General features: G+C 68.1%; 12 protein-coding genes. 9 read left to right on the forward strand and 3 right to left on the reverse strand.

Annotated features, from left to right (window positions below; all coding sequences use genetic code 11):
• Positions 1-2: 2 nt before the first annotated feature.
• The gene (locus OG519_RS19745; protein WP_405585546.1) at positions 3-806 is read right to left on the reverse strand and encodes a Crp/Fnr family transcriptional regulator; all 804 of its coding nucleotides are present in this window, start codon (positions 804-806) and stop codon (positions 3-5) included.
• A 2-nt stretch (positions 807-808) separates the two neighbouring features.
• Positions 809-1,306 (reverse strand): Pycsar system effector family protein, encoded by a 498-nt coding sequence (locus tag OG519_RS19750; RefSeq protein WP_405585549.1) that lies wholly within the window; start codon positions 1,304-1,306, stop codon positions 809-811.
• A gap of 718 nt (positions 1,307-2,024) precedes the next feature.
• Between OG519_RS19750 and OG519_RS19755 the strand changes: the two genes are divergently transcribed.
• The 9 genes from OG519_RS19755 (at position 2,025) to OG519_RS19795 (ending at position 10,261) form a co-directional block, all read left to right on the forward strand.
• A complete protein-coding gene (locus OG519_RS19755) occupies positions 2,025-2,330 on the forward strand; it encodes a transposase (RefSeq protein ID WP_405585552.1) in 306 nt (101 codons plus the stop codon).
• The gene (locus OG519_RS19760; protein ID WP_405585555.1) at positions 2,327-2,962 is read left to right on the forward strand and encodes an IS3 family transposase; all 636 of its coding nucleotides are present in this window, start codon (positions 2,327-2,329) and stop codon (positions 2,960-2,962) included. Before OG519_RS19755 ends, OG519_RS19760 begins: the two co-directional genes overlap by 4 nt.
• On the forward strand, positions 2,877-3,224 hold the full coding sequence (locus OG519_RS19765; RefSeq protein WP_405585558.1) for an integrase core domain-containing protein: 348 nt from the start codon (positions 2,877-2,879) through the stop codon (positions 3,222-3,224). The genes OG519_RS19760 and OG519_RS19765 overlap by 86 nt, the downstream gene beginning before the upstream one ends.
• A 604-nt stretch (positions 3,225-3,828) precedes the next feature.
• Positions 3,829-4,365 (forward strand): hypothetical protein, encoded by a 537-nt coding sequence (locus tag OG519_RS19770; protein WP_405585561.1) that lies wholly within the window; start codon positions 3,829-3,831, stop codon positions 4,363-4,365.
• Between the two features lie 174 nt (positions 4,366-4,539).
• On the forward strand, positions 4,540-5,208 hold the full coding sequence (locus OG519_RS19775; RefSeq protein WP_405585564.1) for an ABC transporter ATP-binding protein: 669 nt from the start codon (positions 4,540-4,542) through the stop codon (positions 5,206-5,208).
• Between the two features lie 53 nt (positions 5,209-5,261).
• A complete protein-coding gene (locus OG519_RS19780) occupies positions 5,262-7,535 on the forward strand; it encodes an FtsX-like permease family protein (RefSeq protein ID WP_405585567.1) in 2,274 nt (757 codons plus the stop codon).
• 1,401 nt (positions 7,536-8,936) lie between these two features.
• A complete protein-coding gene (locus OG519_RS19785) occupies positions 8,937-9,263 on the forward strand; it encodes a hypothetical protein (RefSeq protein WP_405585570.1) in 327 nt (108 codons plus the stop codon).
• Positions 9,264-9,274: 11 nt separating this feature from the next.
• A complete protein-coding gene (locus OG519_RS19790; protein WP_405585573.1) occupies positions 9,275-9,487 on the forward strand; it encodes a hypothetical protein in 213 nt (70 codons plus the stop codon).
• A gap of 171 nt (positions 9,488-9,658) precedes the next feature.
• Entirely contained in the window at positions 9,659-10,261 is a 603-nt protein-coding gene (locus OG519_RS19795) for an SMI1/KNR4 family protein (RefSeq protein WP_405585575.1), read from the forward strand.
• Positions 10,262-10,392: 131 nt separating this feature from the next.
• On the opposite strand, the gene OG519_RS19800 is transcribed toward OG519_RS19795, so the two are convergent.
• Positions 10,393-13,485, reverse strand: a complete 3,093-nt coding sequence (locus tag OG519_RS19800) for a hypothetical protein (protein ID WP_405585578.1) — start codon at positions 13,483-13,485, stop codon at positions 10,393-10,395.
• Positions 13,486-13,885: the final 400 nt, after the last annotated feature.

Here is a 13,885-nt window from a genome sequence, read left to right on the forward strand (position 1 = left end):
CGCTAATCCCGATGTGACGAGCGAGGTGCAGGTCGGCTGCTCTGGCCCGGCAGGTCGGCCTCTCCCGGCCGCGCGACCTGGCCCGGCACCGAGCCGGGGGCGTCGGCGCGGTGGCGCAGCGCGTGCAGCCCGGCCAGCTCCATAGCCTGGCGGCCGGTGGTGAGCAGCTTCTTCCGGCGCCACTCCTCCAGGATCCGGCTGATCGTACGCCGCGAGCTGACCACCAGCCCGGCCAGGTCGTCCTGGGACAACGGTAGCTCGATCCGCACACCGCCCTCGGCGGTACGCCTGCCGTAGCGCTCGCCGAGATCGAGTACCAGGGCGGCCAGACGCGCCTCGACCGGCACCGAGCCGATCGCGGCCCGCTGCAGGTCGGCCTCGCGCAATCGCCGCGACAGTACCTGCTGCACTCCGTACGACAGCGAGGGCAGGGACCGCAGCAGGGCGCTGAATCGGCTGGCGGGGACGACCAGCGCCTCGACCTCCATCAGCGCGTAGATCGATGCCGAACGCGGCCGCCGGTCCAGGCCCGCCTGCTCGCCGAGCAGGTCGCCGTCGTTGCGCAGCGCCAGCACGACCTGGTAACCGGTGCCGGTCTCCGCATATACCTTCACACAGCCGCTGCGCAGGACAAGGACATGGTCGGAGGGTTCGTCCTGCCTCAGCAGGTGCGTCCTCACGGGATACGTGCGCGTGTGGCCCGCTTTGGTGAGGCGATCCCGGGCGGTGTCGTCCAGGAGGGACCAGAAGGTCTCTCCAGCGGGCCGCCGGAAGTCCTGCGAAGCCCGATCTTCGTAAGGTGCCATGTTCAGCCGGTCACGACAGTCAGAGTGAGCAGGGCCACAGCGACCATTGCCAGGACCAGTGATTGCCTTATCCTGCGGTGTTTGATCCAGGCGATGTCGCTCATGGCGACGAGCTGGCCGGTCAGCGCGGGCAGCGGATCCGCGTGGGCCAGGCGATCGGCCAGGTCCTGAGGCGTCCAGAGGCGTAAATGCCCGTAGAAGAAGTACTCGTCAAGCCCCGGGGGGCCGATCTGCCGTACTCCCTCCCTGGGTAGTACCACCGAGACGGCCGCGAACACGGCAAGCACCAGCAATCCCGCGCCGATCCAGAGGGCGCCCTGTGCCCACCAGCCGGAGATCCCTCCGAAACCGTGGTCCGTACCGGCCGAGGCGCCCACCCCCGCGAGTACAGCCGATTCGATGGTCAGGGCGAATGACGCCTTGGCGTCGATCCGGCCGGTCCAGTCGGCGAGCGAGGCATGTAATCGCCATGCTGTCGCCACTGCGTCGTCGTGCGCCATCGCAGACCTCTTCCCCCAGCGTGCCGCGAGCGGACACGCTACATCGTAGTCGTCGCGCCGTGCCCGCTATGAAGAATGATCGGTCCCAGGACGGCGGCCGGCCGCTGGACCGCGGAACGTTGCTGGCGGAGTGGGTAGGCGCGGGGAAGCGCCATGACCGTCTACGAGCCGGCCCGGCACACACGAAGATCAGTTCTCCGGCTGGAGTACCAGCTTCTCCACTGGGATCGCCAATCGGGGGAGGCCCGCGGCTCGGGACCTGCCGAACGAACGGAGGGCACCGGTCAACCCGACGCAGTTCTTCTGATCAATCGAAACATCATCAGGCAGCGCAGCCACTTACCCTGCCCGACGATCGCTCACGGTCTTGTAAAGCGTAGGTCGTCGGTTCGAACCCGACAGGGGGCTCCACGTTTGCGCAGGTCAGTAGCTGTCTCCTGGGTAATGGTGTGCCGGGCTCAAGGTGTCCGGCACACCATTCGGCACACATCGCGTGGGTGCGGTGGAGGAGAGGCGGCTGGGATGGCGGGCACGGACGAGTTGGCGAAGCGGCGGTACGACAAGCTCGTGGCGCGGGTCGAGAGCCTGATGCGCGGATCGCTGAAGCCCGAGTACGAGGGCTACTACGGCCAGGTGGTGCTGGCGGAGTCTGGAGTGACCCCCGAAATTCCGACACCTGGGCACTGGATGATTGGTCATCCAGGGGAAGTGATCCAAGGTGGCAAAGCGGAAGAACTACCCCGAAGAGTTCAAGCGGGACGCGGTGGATCTGGTGCGCTCCTCGAAGGACCGGACCCTCACCGACATCGCCCACAGCTTGGGTATCCATCTGGAGACCCTGCGCAACTGGGTCCGCGATGACAAAGCTCGGGTCCGAGCGGCGGATGGTGGGGATGAGTCCGGCATGACCCCTGATGAGAAGGAAGAGCTCAAGCGCTTGCGGCGGGAGAACGCCCGGCTGAAGGAGGACAACGAGATCCTCCGGAAAGCCGCCGCCTATTTCGCGCGGGAGACGACACGGTGATCCGCTTCCGTTTCGTCGATGAGCACCGGAACGCCCACAGGGTGAAGCGGGTGTGCGATGTCCTCGGCTGGGACCGCTCCGGCTACTACACATGGCACCAGAACAAGGAGGCGCGGCAGGAGAAGGCCGACGAGGAAGAGGATCTGGTCCGCCGCATCCGGGAGATCCACACTGATTCGCGGGGTGCCTATGGCGCCCGGCGGATCACCGAGAAGCTACGCAGTCTTGGGCGCGTCGTGAACCGCAAACGCGTCGCGCGGATCATGCGCGAGCGTGAGATCGCCGGGATAACACGACGAAAATCGCGGTCGCTGACGAAGCAGGATCGCACAGCGCCTCCAGCACCGGACCTCATCCAGCGGGACTTCACCGCGCCGCTGCCGGGCCTGAAATTCGTCGGAGACATCACCTGTCTGCCGACTTCGGAGGGCTGGCTGTATCTGGCGACCGTGATCGATCTGTGCACGCGGGAGGTCGTGGGCTGGTCGATGGCCGATCACATGCGTAGTGAGCTGGTCGCGGACGCCATCCGGATGGCCCATCCGGATGGCCCATGCGGGCGGGCATACGGCCGGCAACGGGATCTTCCACTCGGACCGTGGCTCTCAATACACGTCTCATCAATTCCGTGAGTTGTTGACGGAGTTGGACATGAGGCAGAGCACCGGCCGGACCGGCTCATGTTTCGACAACGCCGCCGCGGAGAGCTTCTTCGCGGTCCTGAAAGCGCAGATCGGCACGACAGTCTGGGAGAGCAGGGCGATGGCTCGGCAGGACGTTTTCCGGTGGATCGCGGAACATTACAACAGGGAGCGGATCCACTCGACGATCGGCTACATCACGCCGTACCAGGCAAGGCTCCGCTGCCATCAACGACTGGACCTCGCGGCATAAAACGGAAGTGTCGGGACCCGAGGGGTCACTTCAGAGCACTTCGACACCATGCGCACCCGCATCCGCCCCCACCGCAAATCCCCCTCCGTCCGCACTCTCGAACACCGCGCCCGAGAGGTCGCGACCCGCAAGGGGCTGGCGGCGTAGACCCGGGCCAGGCTTCCGTTCGGTCCGGAGGACCGCATGCGGTGTTTGGGACGCTGAGCTCAGACACGTTCCGACAGGGCGGCTGTAGCTCGGGGTCATGCGGCAGCGGTGATCTCTTTTCAGCGGCGGAGGCGCACAGCGGCGCGATGTCGGGTTCGTAGTCAGCGGGACCCGTGCAGGAGATGCCCGCCGACGCTTGATCACGAACTGCAGACGCCGCGGCGAACCGTTGATCGGACAGTCCTGGCACGGGAGGCTGCCGTGTCTGATTATCGGCACGTTCGCCCTGTTTGGTGATTGATATTTGCTTTATTGAAGGAAAAACGGATGCGAGGAATCCAGTTGGAGTACGGAATGGATTCGCTTGTAGCTGTATAGGTGAATTGTCCTGAGTGTCGACATAGCATTGCGGCAGAGCCACGGCGGGTTGGGTCGATGATATGGCCGAAAATATAGCGTGGTCTTTGTCACGTGGATGTTACTTGCCGGATATGATTTGAGCTTGCAAGGATATTCGAGCTCGACGTTCATGTTCGATTCATCGATCGGCGGGTTTTCCCGCTGTGTTTTTCCGGGGGTTCACATGCTAGGGAAGATTGTCACAACGCTGGGGGCCGTCGCTGGCGCCCTTGTGTTGTCGACGACCAGCGCCAGCGCGGCCACATCATCGACCGTCACGCGCAGTACCACCGGTGCTTCGGCGAGCTGCTACTTCACCACGTGGGCGGTCCTCATCCACGACGACCACGCGCAGATCAACTGCTCGCTGTCCGACACTTCGGGGGACAGCCACTCGGTCTACGTTGAATGGTGGCAGGACGGCTTCGGCCACGTGACCCTGCGCAACAGCGGCGGGTCGGGCACTACCAAGAGTGTGGTCGACGCCCGTCAGAACGGCGACGGTTCGTTCGGAGACCTGTACTTCAAGGTATGCCGCGACGTGCAACTGGAGCCGGACAACTGCTCGTCCACGTATCACTGGGTAATCCCGTAGTCTGGCCGACCAAGGGCTAAGCAGCCAGGGGTGCGGTACCCGTTCAGGCGGGTGCCGCACCCTCTTGCGGGGTGCGGGTAGCGTCTCTCATGGCGGCGTTCGAGGTCAGTTCGGTGCCGCCTGGGCGGACTTTCCGTCGACCGGCGCGGTTCAGCACGTACATGGAGGTCGGCCTTGCTCAAAGCGGAATCGCTGCGTGTCATTTACGGCGAGCACGTCGCCCTCGACGACGCGTCGCTGTCTGTTGGCAGCGGGGAGATCGTCGCGGTCGTCGGGCGGAGCGGCTCGGGCAAGTCGACACTCCTGCACTGTCTGGCCGGTATAACGCGCCCGTCGGCGGGTCGGATCACTTTGGGCGACATGCGGGTCGATACCGCTACGGACGACGAACTGAGCGAGTTGCGCCGCAGCCGATTCGGGTTTGTCTTCCAATTCGGCGAACTCGTGCCCGAATTGAGCCTTCTGGAGAATGTGTCACTGCCGCTGCGTTTCGCCGGCGTCTCCCGTCGGGAGGCGCGCCGGCGATCCGAGGCGGTCCTGGTGGAACTGGGCATCGGGGAGTTGGCGGGCAGGCTTCCGGGCCAGGTGTCCGGGGGCCAGGCGCAGCGGGCCGCGGTGGCACGGGCGTTGGTGCACTCGCCTTCGGTGGTGTTCGCGGACGAGCCGACGGGGGCGCTGGACACGCACAGTGGTGAGACGGTGCTCGCCGCGCTCGGTTCGCTGGCGCGGAACAGGGGCGCGTCGGTGGTGCTGGTCACCCACGACTCCAGAGTCGCGGACCTGGCCGACCGAGTCGTGCAGGTGATCGACGGACGCGTCGTGTCACCGGAGGCGGCCCGATGAGGAACGTGCTGTTCGGTTTACGCCTGGCGGCGACAGAAACGCGGGGAGGGCGATTGCGGGCCGCCCTTGCCACGGTGGGGGTCGCGATCGCGCTGCTGGCGATCCTGTCGGCCTGCGCTGCCTCGCAGGTCGTAGCAGCCAGGGTAGACCGGTCGGTCGACCGGACCCCCACCAGGCTCGATACCCGTGCTGCCGGTTCCCACCTGCTCCTGCGTCAGGACAGCGATCTGTGGGATGGCCACGTCATCACCCGTGTCCTGGTCGACGACTCCGCCGTGCCGTCTCCACGCCGCACGGCACCCCCGGGTCTGGCGTCTCTTCCCGGTGCGGGCCGGTGCGTGGTCTCGCCCGCGTTGCGCCACCTGCTGGCCGAACCGGGGTCGGACACACTGCGCCAGCGCTACTGCCAGGGGCGGACATCGCTGATCGCAGCCCCGGGGCTGTTGGACCCCGGCGAGCTGATGGCCTGGGTCGGAACCTCTTCCCTCCAGGGCCGAACCGGAGTGGTCCGGGCGGACGGTTTCGGTGCCGACCCGGTGGCACGGATCGAGGCAGGTCACTCCCTCACCGGTGCCGTCAAGGCCACCGCGGCGATCACCGCGTTGCTCCTCATCCCGCTCTCTCTGCTCGTGACGTCCTGTGTGCGTGTCTCCGCGCAACGCCGCCACCGGCGTCTGGCCGCCATGCGGTTGTCCGGCGCGTCCCGGCGACAGGCCACCGCCATCCTGGCGGGCGAGGTGTTGCTGATCTGCCTGCTGGGAGACGTCGTGGGATGGGCTCTGTTCGCCTCCCTGATGCCGCTGGCCGCCCGCTGGCCCGTGGGCGGATACCGGTTCTTCACCGCGGACGCCTGGCCCGGTCCCTTCGGGTGGGCGGCCACCGTCCTGCTTCCGGCGTTCGGCGTGTGGGTGGCCCGGCGGGCCGCTTCGCGGGCCGTCGACTCCCCGTACGTGGAGCGGCGCTCCGCGGATCGCCCGCCAGCACGCCTGCGCCGTGTCCTTCCGCTGACAGCCGGTGTCCTGGGACTGGTCGGGCTGATCATCCACCAACCGGCGCATGCGGGAGGGGATCAGACCCTCCTGCTGGCGCTGCTCTACCTGGCCGTCCTTCTGTGCCTGGTCGGCGTCCCCCTGGCGCTGCCCGCCCTCGTTCGATCCTGGACCGGACGCGCTGCCGGACGCAGTGAGCGCCTGGCCGTCCAACTGGCCGCCACCCGGCTGCACCGAGGCCAGGACGACACCACGCGCGCGGCGTCCTCCTTGGCCCTGGGCATGGTGGCCCTGGCAACCGCGGGCCTGCTCCTTTCCGTCTTCGACCACTCGGCGACCGACTACCTGGCCAAGGCGTCAGCCACGCCGGCCGGGCGCGCCGTGGTGATCGACCACCCCACCGCCGCTGTCACGGCAGCCGACTACACCGCCATCCCCGGGGTACGGGCAGCCGTAGCCCTACAGCTCTACCAAGCCGCTCCCGCGGCTCCGGGGACCGCCCCCGACTTCGTGTCCGCGCTGGTCGCCGACTGCGCCGAACTCCAGGCGATCTGGGGCCGTGACCTCACTTCCTGCCCGCCGTCCGGCCAGCCTGCGCGGATCGACTGGCCCGGTACGGGCACACGTGTCCAGCCCGGTCAGCACGTGGAACTCTCCTATGCCACCGACCCCTCACCAGGGGCACCCCGTATCCAGGTCACCGCGCCCTCCGCGGTCCTGCGCCTTCCCGAGATCGCGGGAGCTGGCGCCTTCAACGCGGACCTGCTGATCCCTCCCGGTACCCTCGTGGGCGCCGCGACGGCCGCACCACCCCCACCCGAACTCCTCGTGTTCACCGACGGTGCCGCCACGACCGAATCCGCCGTCCGCTCACGCGTCCTGGCCGCCGATCCCGCCGCCGTCATCGACAGCACCTCCCTTCAACTCGCCCAATCCGCCGACAACATCGCCCCGTACCGGGCCGTGACCTGGGCGGCGGCCGCAGCCGTGGCCCTCCTCCTGCTGTCCACTTTGGCCATCACCGGATACGACGCCGCCGTCAGCCGCCGACGCGTCACGGCCGCACTGGTGGTCGCGGGCGCGGATACATCGACCCTGCGTCGGGCCCAACTCTGGTATCTCGCCATCCCCATGATCATGGTCGGCGCCCTCGCCGCTGTCAGCGATGTCCTCCTCAACAGCGCCTTCGACCGGATCACCACGGGTCATGTCGGAGCCCACATCGGTGCGGTCGCCGTCATGGCCGTGGTCGCCCTGTGCGGCATCGCTGTAGCCACCCCACCTGCCTGGGCCGTCACCGACCGCAGGCCCGACCCGGCACTCCTCCGCACCGAATGATTCGCCAGGGTTCTGGCAGCCCCACGCTCGTTCGGCGACGCACGAACTGCCGCATTCCGCGTTTGGCTACCCACGCCTTGCTCAGTGCATGAGTGCGTGACGTCGTTGCGGTTTCCGCCGGACAGGAGATTGCCGGCGGAATGCCGTAGAGCCGGCTTCGGGAAGGGTTCGCGTGAGCATTGCGTGAGCGGACGGCCCCGGATGGGGTATCCCGAGCCGGACGCCGCAATCTGCCGCGTAGCGCTGACCAGCAGGGACAGCACCACGCGGCACGGCTCGTCACTCGGGATCAGGATCTCTGTCGCGCTTGTAAAGCGGGGGTCGTCGGTTCGAATCCGACAGGGGGCTCCACGGTCAACCCTAGGTCAAGCCTTTGACCTGGGGTTTTGTGTTTCGGGTGACCTTGGGATTCGGGCGAATCGGGCACGTGTGGTTTGCGCATCGCAGTGCGGAGGTCGAAGGTTTCGGTCCTGTGAGGGATCTTGTGCAAGAGGTGCTTTGACCTGCTTCTTTGTCGGTCTCGGCCTCAGCTCTGGGGTGTGCGTTCGTCGTGCCGGTGGCCGAGCGGTGGCCATCAGTGCAGCATGCGTGCAGGTGGGTGCCTGAAGGGGGAGCCGACGACGGTCTGTACGGCCTACTGAGTTGTGGGGATGTGCCAACGCGCGTGGTGCTGGGAATGCGTCGGCCTGTATGGGGTCGCCGATGCGGCCTCGCGGGTCGGCAACATATGGCTGCTGGGCGCGATCCGGGTGGAGTAGGCGGGGTGATTGCTTGCGATGGCCCATCTGTTCGGCGACGCTTGGCCCACCTAGGGTCGGGGAGGTTTCTACCTCGGGACACACTCGTAGTTGAGGCCACCAGACATGGGCGGTCCTGGCTCGGACGTCGGGCAGGCGCGGACACCCATCAGGCAGGGTAGGGCGATGGACAGCGGTGTGAGATGGCTTGCTGACTCGGAGTGGTACTTCTGTGTCACCTTCGGGTTGAGCGTTGGGGAGTTGGGGACGCGGCTCGCGGCCGATCCGGAGTGAGAACCGCCTGATCGAGAGGAACGCGAAGCTGACCGGGATCAAACGCAGTCGGGCCACCCAGGTGAAGGACGTCGAGCCCTACGGCCAGTGCTTCCTGGCCATGATGGGGATCAGCAGGGCTCGACCAGCAGGCTGGTCCCAGGGGAGATGGGCGGGCTGAGCAGCCGGCGTCCGTCGTAGCTGTGTGACGACCGGGTCGGTCAGTTATCCGTATGGACAAGCGGCTCGACCTCGCGCTGACCGCTGCGGTGCCCCGCCCCGCACTCCGGCGGACGCCTCCGCCACGACCACCGTGGAGTCCCGATGAGCGCGTACCGAGCTGCTGCGCCGCACCACCCGGCCGCGGTGCCCACGCCCCCATCGGTCGGACGTGCACGTGCAAAGCGGCGGGGAGTGTTCACCGCACGCCTTGGCGCTGCTGCCCCGGCAGCGGCAGATCATCGCCGCGCGGATCCCGGCGTCCTTCTCGGCGATGGCCGAGTTCGACCAGGCCGGCGAGGGCGCGCCCGTGCTGTCGGCCCTGGCCGAGCCCGGCAACCCGGCCGGCCCGGCGACCCACCTCCTCCTGGCGTACGGACTCGGCGCACGGCGCTCCGAGGACCAGCTCTCCGCCGTGGACGCGCTGCTCGGCCTGGCCGCTCGCGGGCAACTCGATACGAAGCGGCTCGGCCAGGAATCGCCGAGCTGCGCCGGCTGAAGCTGCTGTCGGTGGCGGCCGCGCTGCGGGAGACGGTGCGCACCGGCGCGTACGGCACGGTGTGGGCGGTTTTCGCGGCGGCCGTCGCGCCGCTGCTGACCGGCGAAGCGCCCCAGGGCCTTTCCGCCGTGCTCACCGTAGCGGCCGATTGCGCGGAGCGGTCCGGAGCGCGCGCGGCGATACCGGAGGTCGACGCGCCGGCCGCCCGCTCCGGCTCGTCGTAGCTGGTCAAACAGGTGTGGCGCATCAAGAAGGTGACCACGCCGCCCGACTTCGTCCGTTGACCGGGGCCGACGGGGCACGTCTCGTAGGATCGACTGGCCCGCTGGCAGTCCTGCCGTGTGCCGAAATGCCGCGGGTCGAGGCCGGGGTACCTTCGAGCGACGGACGTTTTCGTGACCAGCAACGATCTTTCGGAGTTGTGGCAGCGTTTCGAGACCTGGTTGGCGGCACATGCGCCGGGCGACCACACCGCTCTGAGCGCGGGGGCTTCGGCGGCCGATATTCGCCGACTGGAGCAGGATCTGGAGTTTCCGCTGCACCCGGATCTGAGGCGTCTGCTATCGCGACACGACGGTGTCGCCGTCCAGCGCGCCAGCACCGAGCCGGGGGGTTTTCTGCTGAACTACTCCCTCCTTGACACTGCGGGCATCCTGGAGAACCAGCTGATTCTCGCGGCGATGGAGCAGCGCGCCATCGATGCCGGTGACGGGGAGGCGGTGAGCGGAGTCATCGCCCATCACATGTGGGTTCCGTTTGCGGGCTCCTTCTCCGGGGACATGCTGTTCGTCGACCACCGCCCCGGCCCGCACTTCGGCGAGATCGGCGAGACGAACTTCGGTGCCCCCGCGTATTCGGTGCTCTGGCCGAGCCAGGAAGCGATGGTGCGGGAGCTGTGCGACGGGGTGGAGAGCGGCTCTCCGGTGACCGCTCTGCACCTGGTCGCTTTCGTGCACGAGGAGCGGATGCTTCAGTGGACCGTGTCCGAGCGGACGTGAAAAGGGGCGGCCCGGCGGGTCCGCGAGGATCCCGCCGGGCCGCCCGCCCGGTGCTCAGAATGAGCAGACGGTCGCCGGGTCACACCCCTCGTAGCCGGTTTTGACGCAGCAGCCGTCGTTGTCCAGCAGCCTTACGGCCGTGGTGCGACCGTACGGCTGTTGCGTGTGGCGGTCGCGGACGCGGCGGCGGAGACAAGCGCTCCGACGTTCGTGGGCGGAGAAGCCGCTGCGGGGGTCTGCGCGGCCATGATGTCGGGGGCCGGCGCGTCCGGGTTCTCCGCCGGGAAGTCCACCTCAGGCATGCCGCTGTAGTCGCCGGGTACGAAGGCGACAGCGTCCCACGCGATGTCGTTGTCGCCGGTCCCGACGCTGTTTGAGTTGGAGAGTTTCACCTCGGGGGGCTGGTTGTTGAAGCGGTAGGCGCCCAGTGACACCCACTTGTCGGATTCGTTGGCCCCCTGGGAGATCGTCTTGTTGACCGAGCCGAAGGGAGTGACGATCTGGTAAGTGGCCTCGGTGGTCTGTGCCCCGGTGTCGGGGATGTGGGCGTAGACCATGGCCTGGCCCTTGGGCACGGATGAGCCGAGTTTCCAGTCGCCGAGGATGGTCATGGGTCCGGTGTCGCCGCCGAGGGCGGTGGCGTTGCGGTCGTGGGCGTACCAGAAGTGGCCCTGGTAGCCGCCGCCGATCTGGTGCAGGTCGCCTTTGGCCTCGTATTGGCCGTTGCTGTCGGGGTTGAAGGTGAACTGGAAGGTGCCTTGGGAGGTGGAGGTGCCGCAGTCGCTCCAGGTCTGGGTGCCGTCCGGAACGGAGTCCACCACGACTGCCGAGGCCCAGGGCGCCGGGGTGCAGTCGGGGGTGCCGTACTGGAGGCGGGTGCCGCGGCCTGGTTCGGCGCGCAGGGTGAGGTATTTGATGCTCTCGTGGCCGCAGGAGTCGGCGCAGTTGACCTTCCAGGACGTGTTCTCGGCGTTCCACCAGTGGAGTTGGTCGCAGCCGTCGATGTGGTCGGTTTCGCAGGGGGGCGGGTTGTTGACGTCGCAGGCATTGAGGGTGTTGCAGAAGGTGTTCAGCGGGGGTTTGATGTCGCTGCGCATCTGGGTGGTGAGCCACCAGGAGGGTTGGAATCCGGCGGAGGAGAAGCCGGACTCGCCGGGCCAGTCCTGGCGGCCGGTGGTGGCGTAGGAGTGGCCGGTGTCGATGGACCAGGCGGCCCAGCCCATCACCTTTTCCTCGTAGGGCCAGTCCTGGGGGTGGGCGGCGTCGTGGTTGGCGCCGGGGTCGAGGCTGGTGTCCATGAACGCCAGTCGGGAGGCGGGGTAGATGGGGTTGGCGGGGTTGTTGTACCAGCCCAGGCCCCAGGAGACGCCGGGGGCGCCGGCGGGTTTGTTGAAGCCGAGGTTGTAGTTCCACACGGCGGTGAACCAGTTCTCGGGCTTGGAGGCGTCGTCGTTGTTGACGGTGACGGTCTGGCCGGTGGTGTGGACCTCGGTCCACTTGTCGGCGAGGATCTTCAGGGAGGCGGCCACGTTGACGGTGTAGTCGAGTGCGACGGCCTTCTGGATGGTGGGGGAGAGGCTGGTCTCGCCGGGTTTCTCGTGTCCGGCCAGGCGCATGCCGTCGGTGATCTGGCCGACGCCGTAGCCGCAGTCGGAGTGGGTCCAGTCGATTTTCCAGTAGTCGGCGGGGGCGGTTCCGGTGTGGCCGTAGAACCCGGCGGTGGCGGCGAGTGGGTTGCCCATCTGGCCGGGGATCGCGCCGGATTCGGCCTGCCAGAGGTTGGATTCCTGGGCGAGGATGCCGAGTTCGACCTGTGCGGGGATGCTGCCGCCGCCGGTCAGGGTCGGTTTGGGGAAGAGGCCCTGGGGGTTGATGGTGCCCAGGCCGGTCTGGGCGCGCCAGCCGCCCTGGGTGATCCAGCCGGAGGTGAGGTCGCCGCGCACGGCCATGTCGACGGCCCACTCGACCTGGTTGGGGGTGGGCTGCAGGGCCTGTTCGGCCGTGTCGTTGCGGGGGACGGAGCACCAGCGGTCGGTGTCCACGGGGTCGTGGTCGGCGGTCAGCGCGGTTGCGGTCCGGGGCTTGCTGCTGGGGGTGCCGGCGAGCGCGGGGGACAGTGTGGCGCCGGCGGCGGTGTCCGGCGGGGCGACCGTCTGGGTGGTGCTCGCGCCGCTCGCGGTCGCGGTGGCGGTGACGGTCAGTGCCTGTGATCCGGCGGCGGCCTGGTTCACGGGGGCGGGCTCGGTGGTGGCCGGGGCGCTGGTGGCGGCGCCGGCGATGCTGTCGATGCCGGCCCGGACGCCGGGGGAGACGACGGGGTCGACGGCCAGGCGCCCGCGGCTGGAGATGTCGCTGTCGGCGGGGGCGTTGAGGGGGGTGATGGCGGTGCCGCGGGTCTTCGGCGTCCTCTTCGGGTGTCCGGCCAGGAACACGTCACCGGTGCCGGCCTGTTGGAGGGACATGTCGGTCAGCGGGGCGGTGGCAACGGTTGTGACCTTGCCGGTGCCGGTGCCGGTGCCGGTGCCGGTGCTGTTGCCGCTGGCCGGCGCCCAGACCTTGGCGTGCGCGGTGGTGTCGTCCCGGTGGTCCAGGAACGCGAAGGTGTCGCGGCCGGCTGTGTCCTTGCCAGCGGGGCGGATCTCGTACGGCACGCTGTCCGTCGTGGTCAGGGACTTTGCGGTGCCGCTGCGGTCGATGTGCACCAGGCGGTGGCCGAGAGCGGCGACCGTACCGTCGGCGACCGGCACCGCCGAGGTCACCTGACCGACAGCCGTGGTGTCGGCCACGGTGCGACCGGAGGTATCGACGGTGACCAGGTGTGTTTTGTCGTCCCGGTAGGCCGTGAACGCGGCGGTGTGTGTGGCCGGGTTGCACGTCGGGTCGAAGTAGGCGAGCGAGGCGGTGAACGGCAGTTTGGTGACGGAGCCGGTGTCGAGGTCGACGATCGCGGTGAACGCGCCGCCCAGCATCAGGTCCTGCTGGTTGGTGAACGTCCGTGGCGCGTAGACGACCGCCGCGTGCGAGGCGTCGACGGCGCACTTGTTGCCGATCCAGGTGTCCGCCGGCATACCCGGCTCGGCCAGCACCGCGGCGGTCTTCCACGCGTAGGCGTTCTTGCTGTCCGCGACGAGCAGGTGCAGGCCGTCACTGTCGGCGGCGGAGGTGACGGCACGGTCGCCCGCCGTCCGCCACCCCTTGCCGAGTCTGGTGTCCGGATCCGTCACCCCGCCCGTGGGCTGCCCGGCGCTTCCGGCGCGTCCGGTGGCTGTGGCGGCCGGTGGTTGGGGACGCGCGTTCGCTGGTGAGGTCTGTATGAGTCCCGCGAGCGCCGCTGTCACGGCAATCGCCGCCACGGAAGCTTTTCTACGCCCGGGTATCAACCGATTCTCCTCTGATCTGTCGAGATACTGAGAGGACGGCCGCACGTGGCATCGCGCGCGGCGACATGCTTCTGTCACCTGGTGCCAGGTGGTGGTGACGGGCAGGAGGGCAGGCGGAATCAAGGCGCGCCGGCTCGCGCGTGCGGAAGGAACGCGAACGATTCCGAGAGTTCAACTGGGTGCCCCGGCTGCGTGCACGCACTCAGCTCATGGAGGCCGGGCCGGGATGCACAGCACTGGATCA

Origin of the sequence: Streptomyces sp. NBC_01190 (genome assembly GCF_045039895.1) — a bacterium.
Taxonomy (GTDB): domain Bacteria; phylum Actinomycetota; class Actinomycetes; order Streptomycetales; family Streptomycetaceae; genus Actinacidiphila.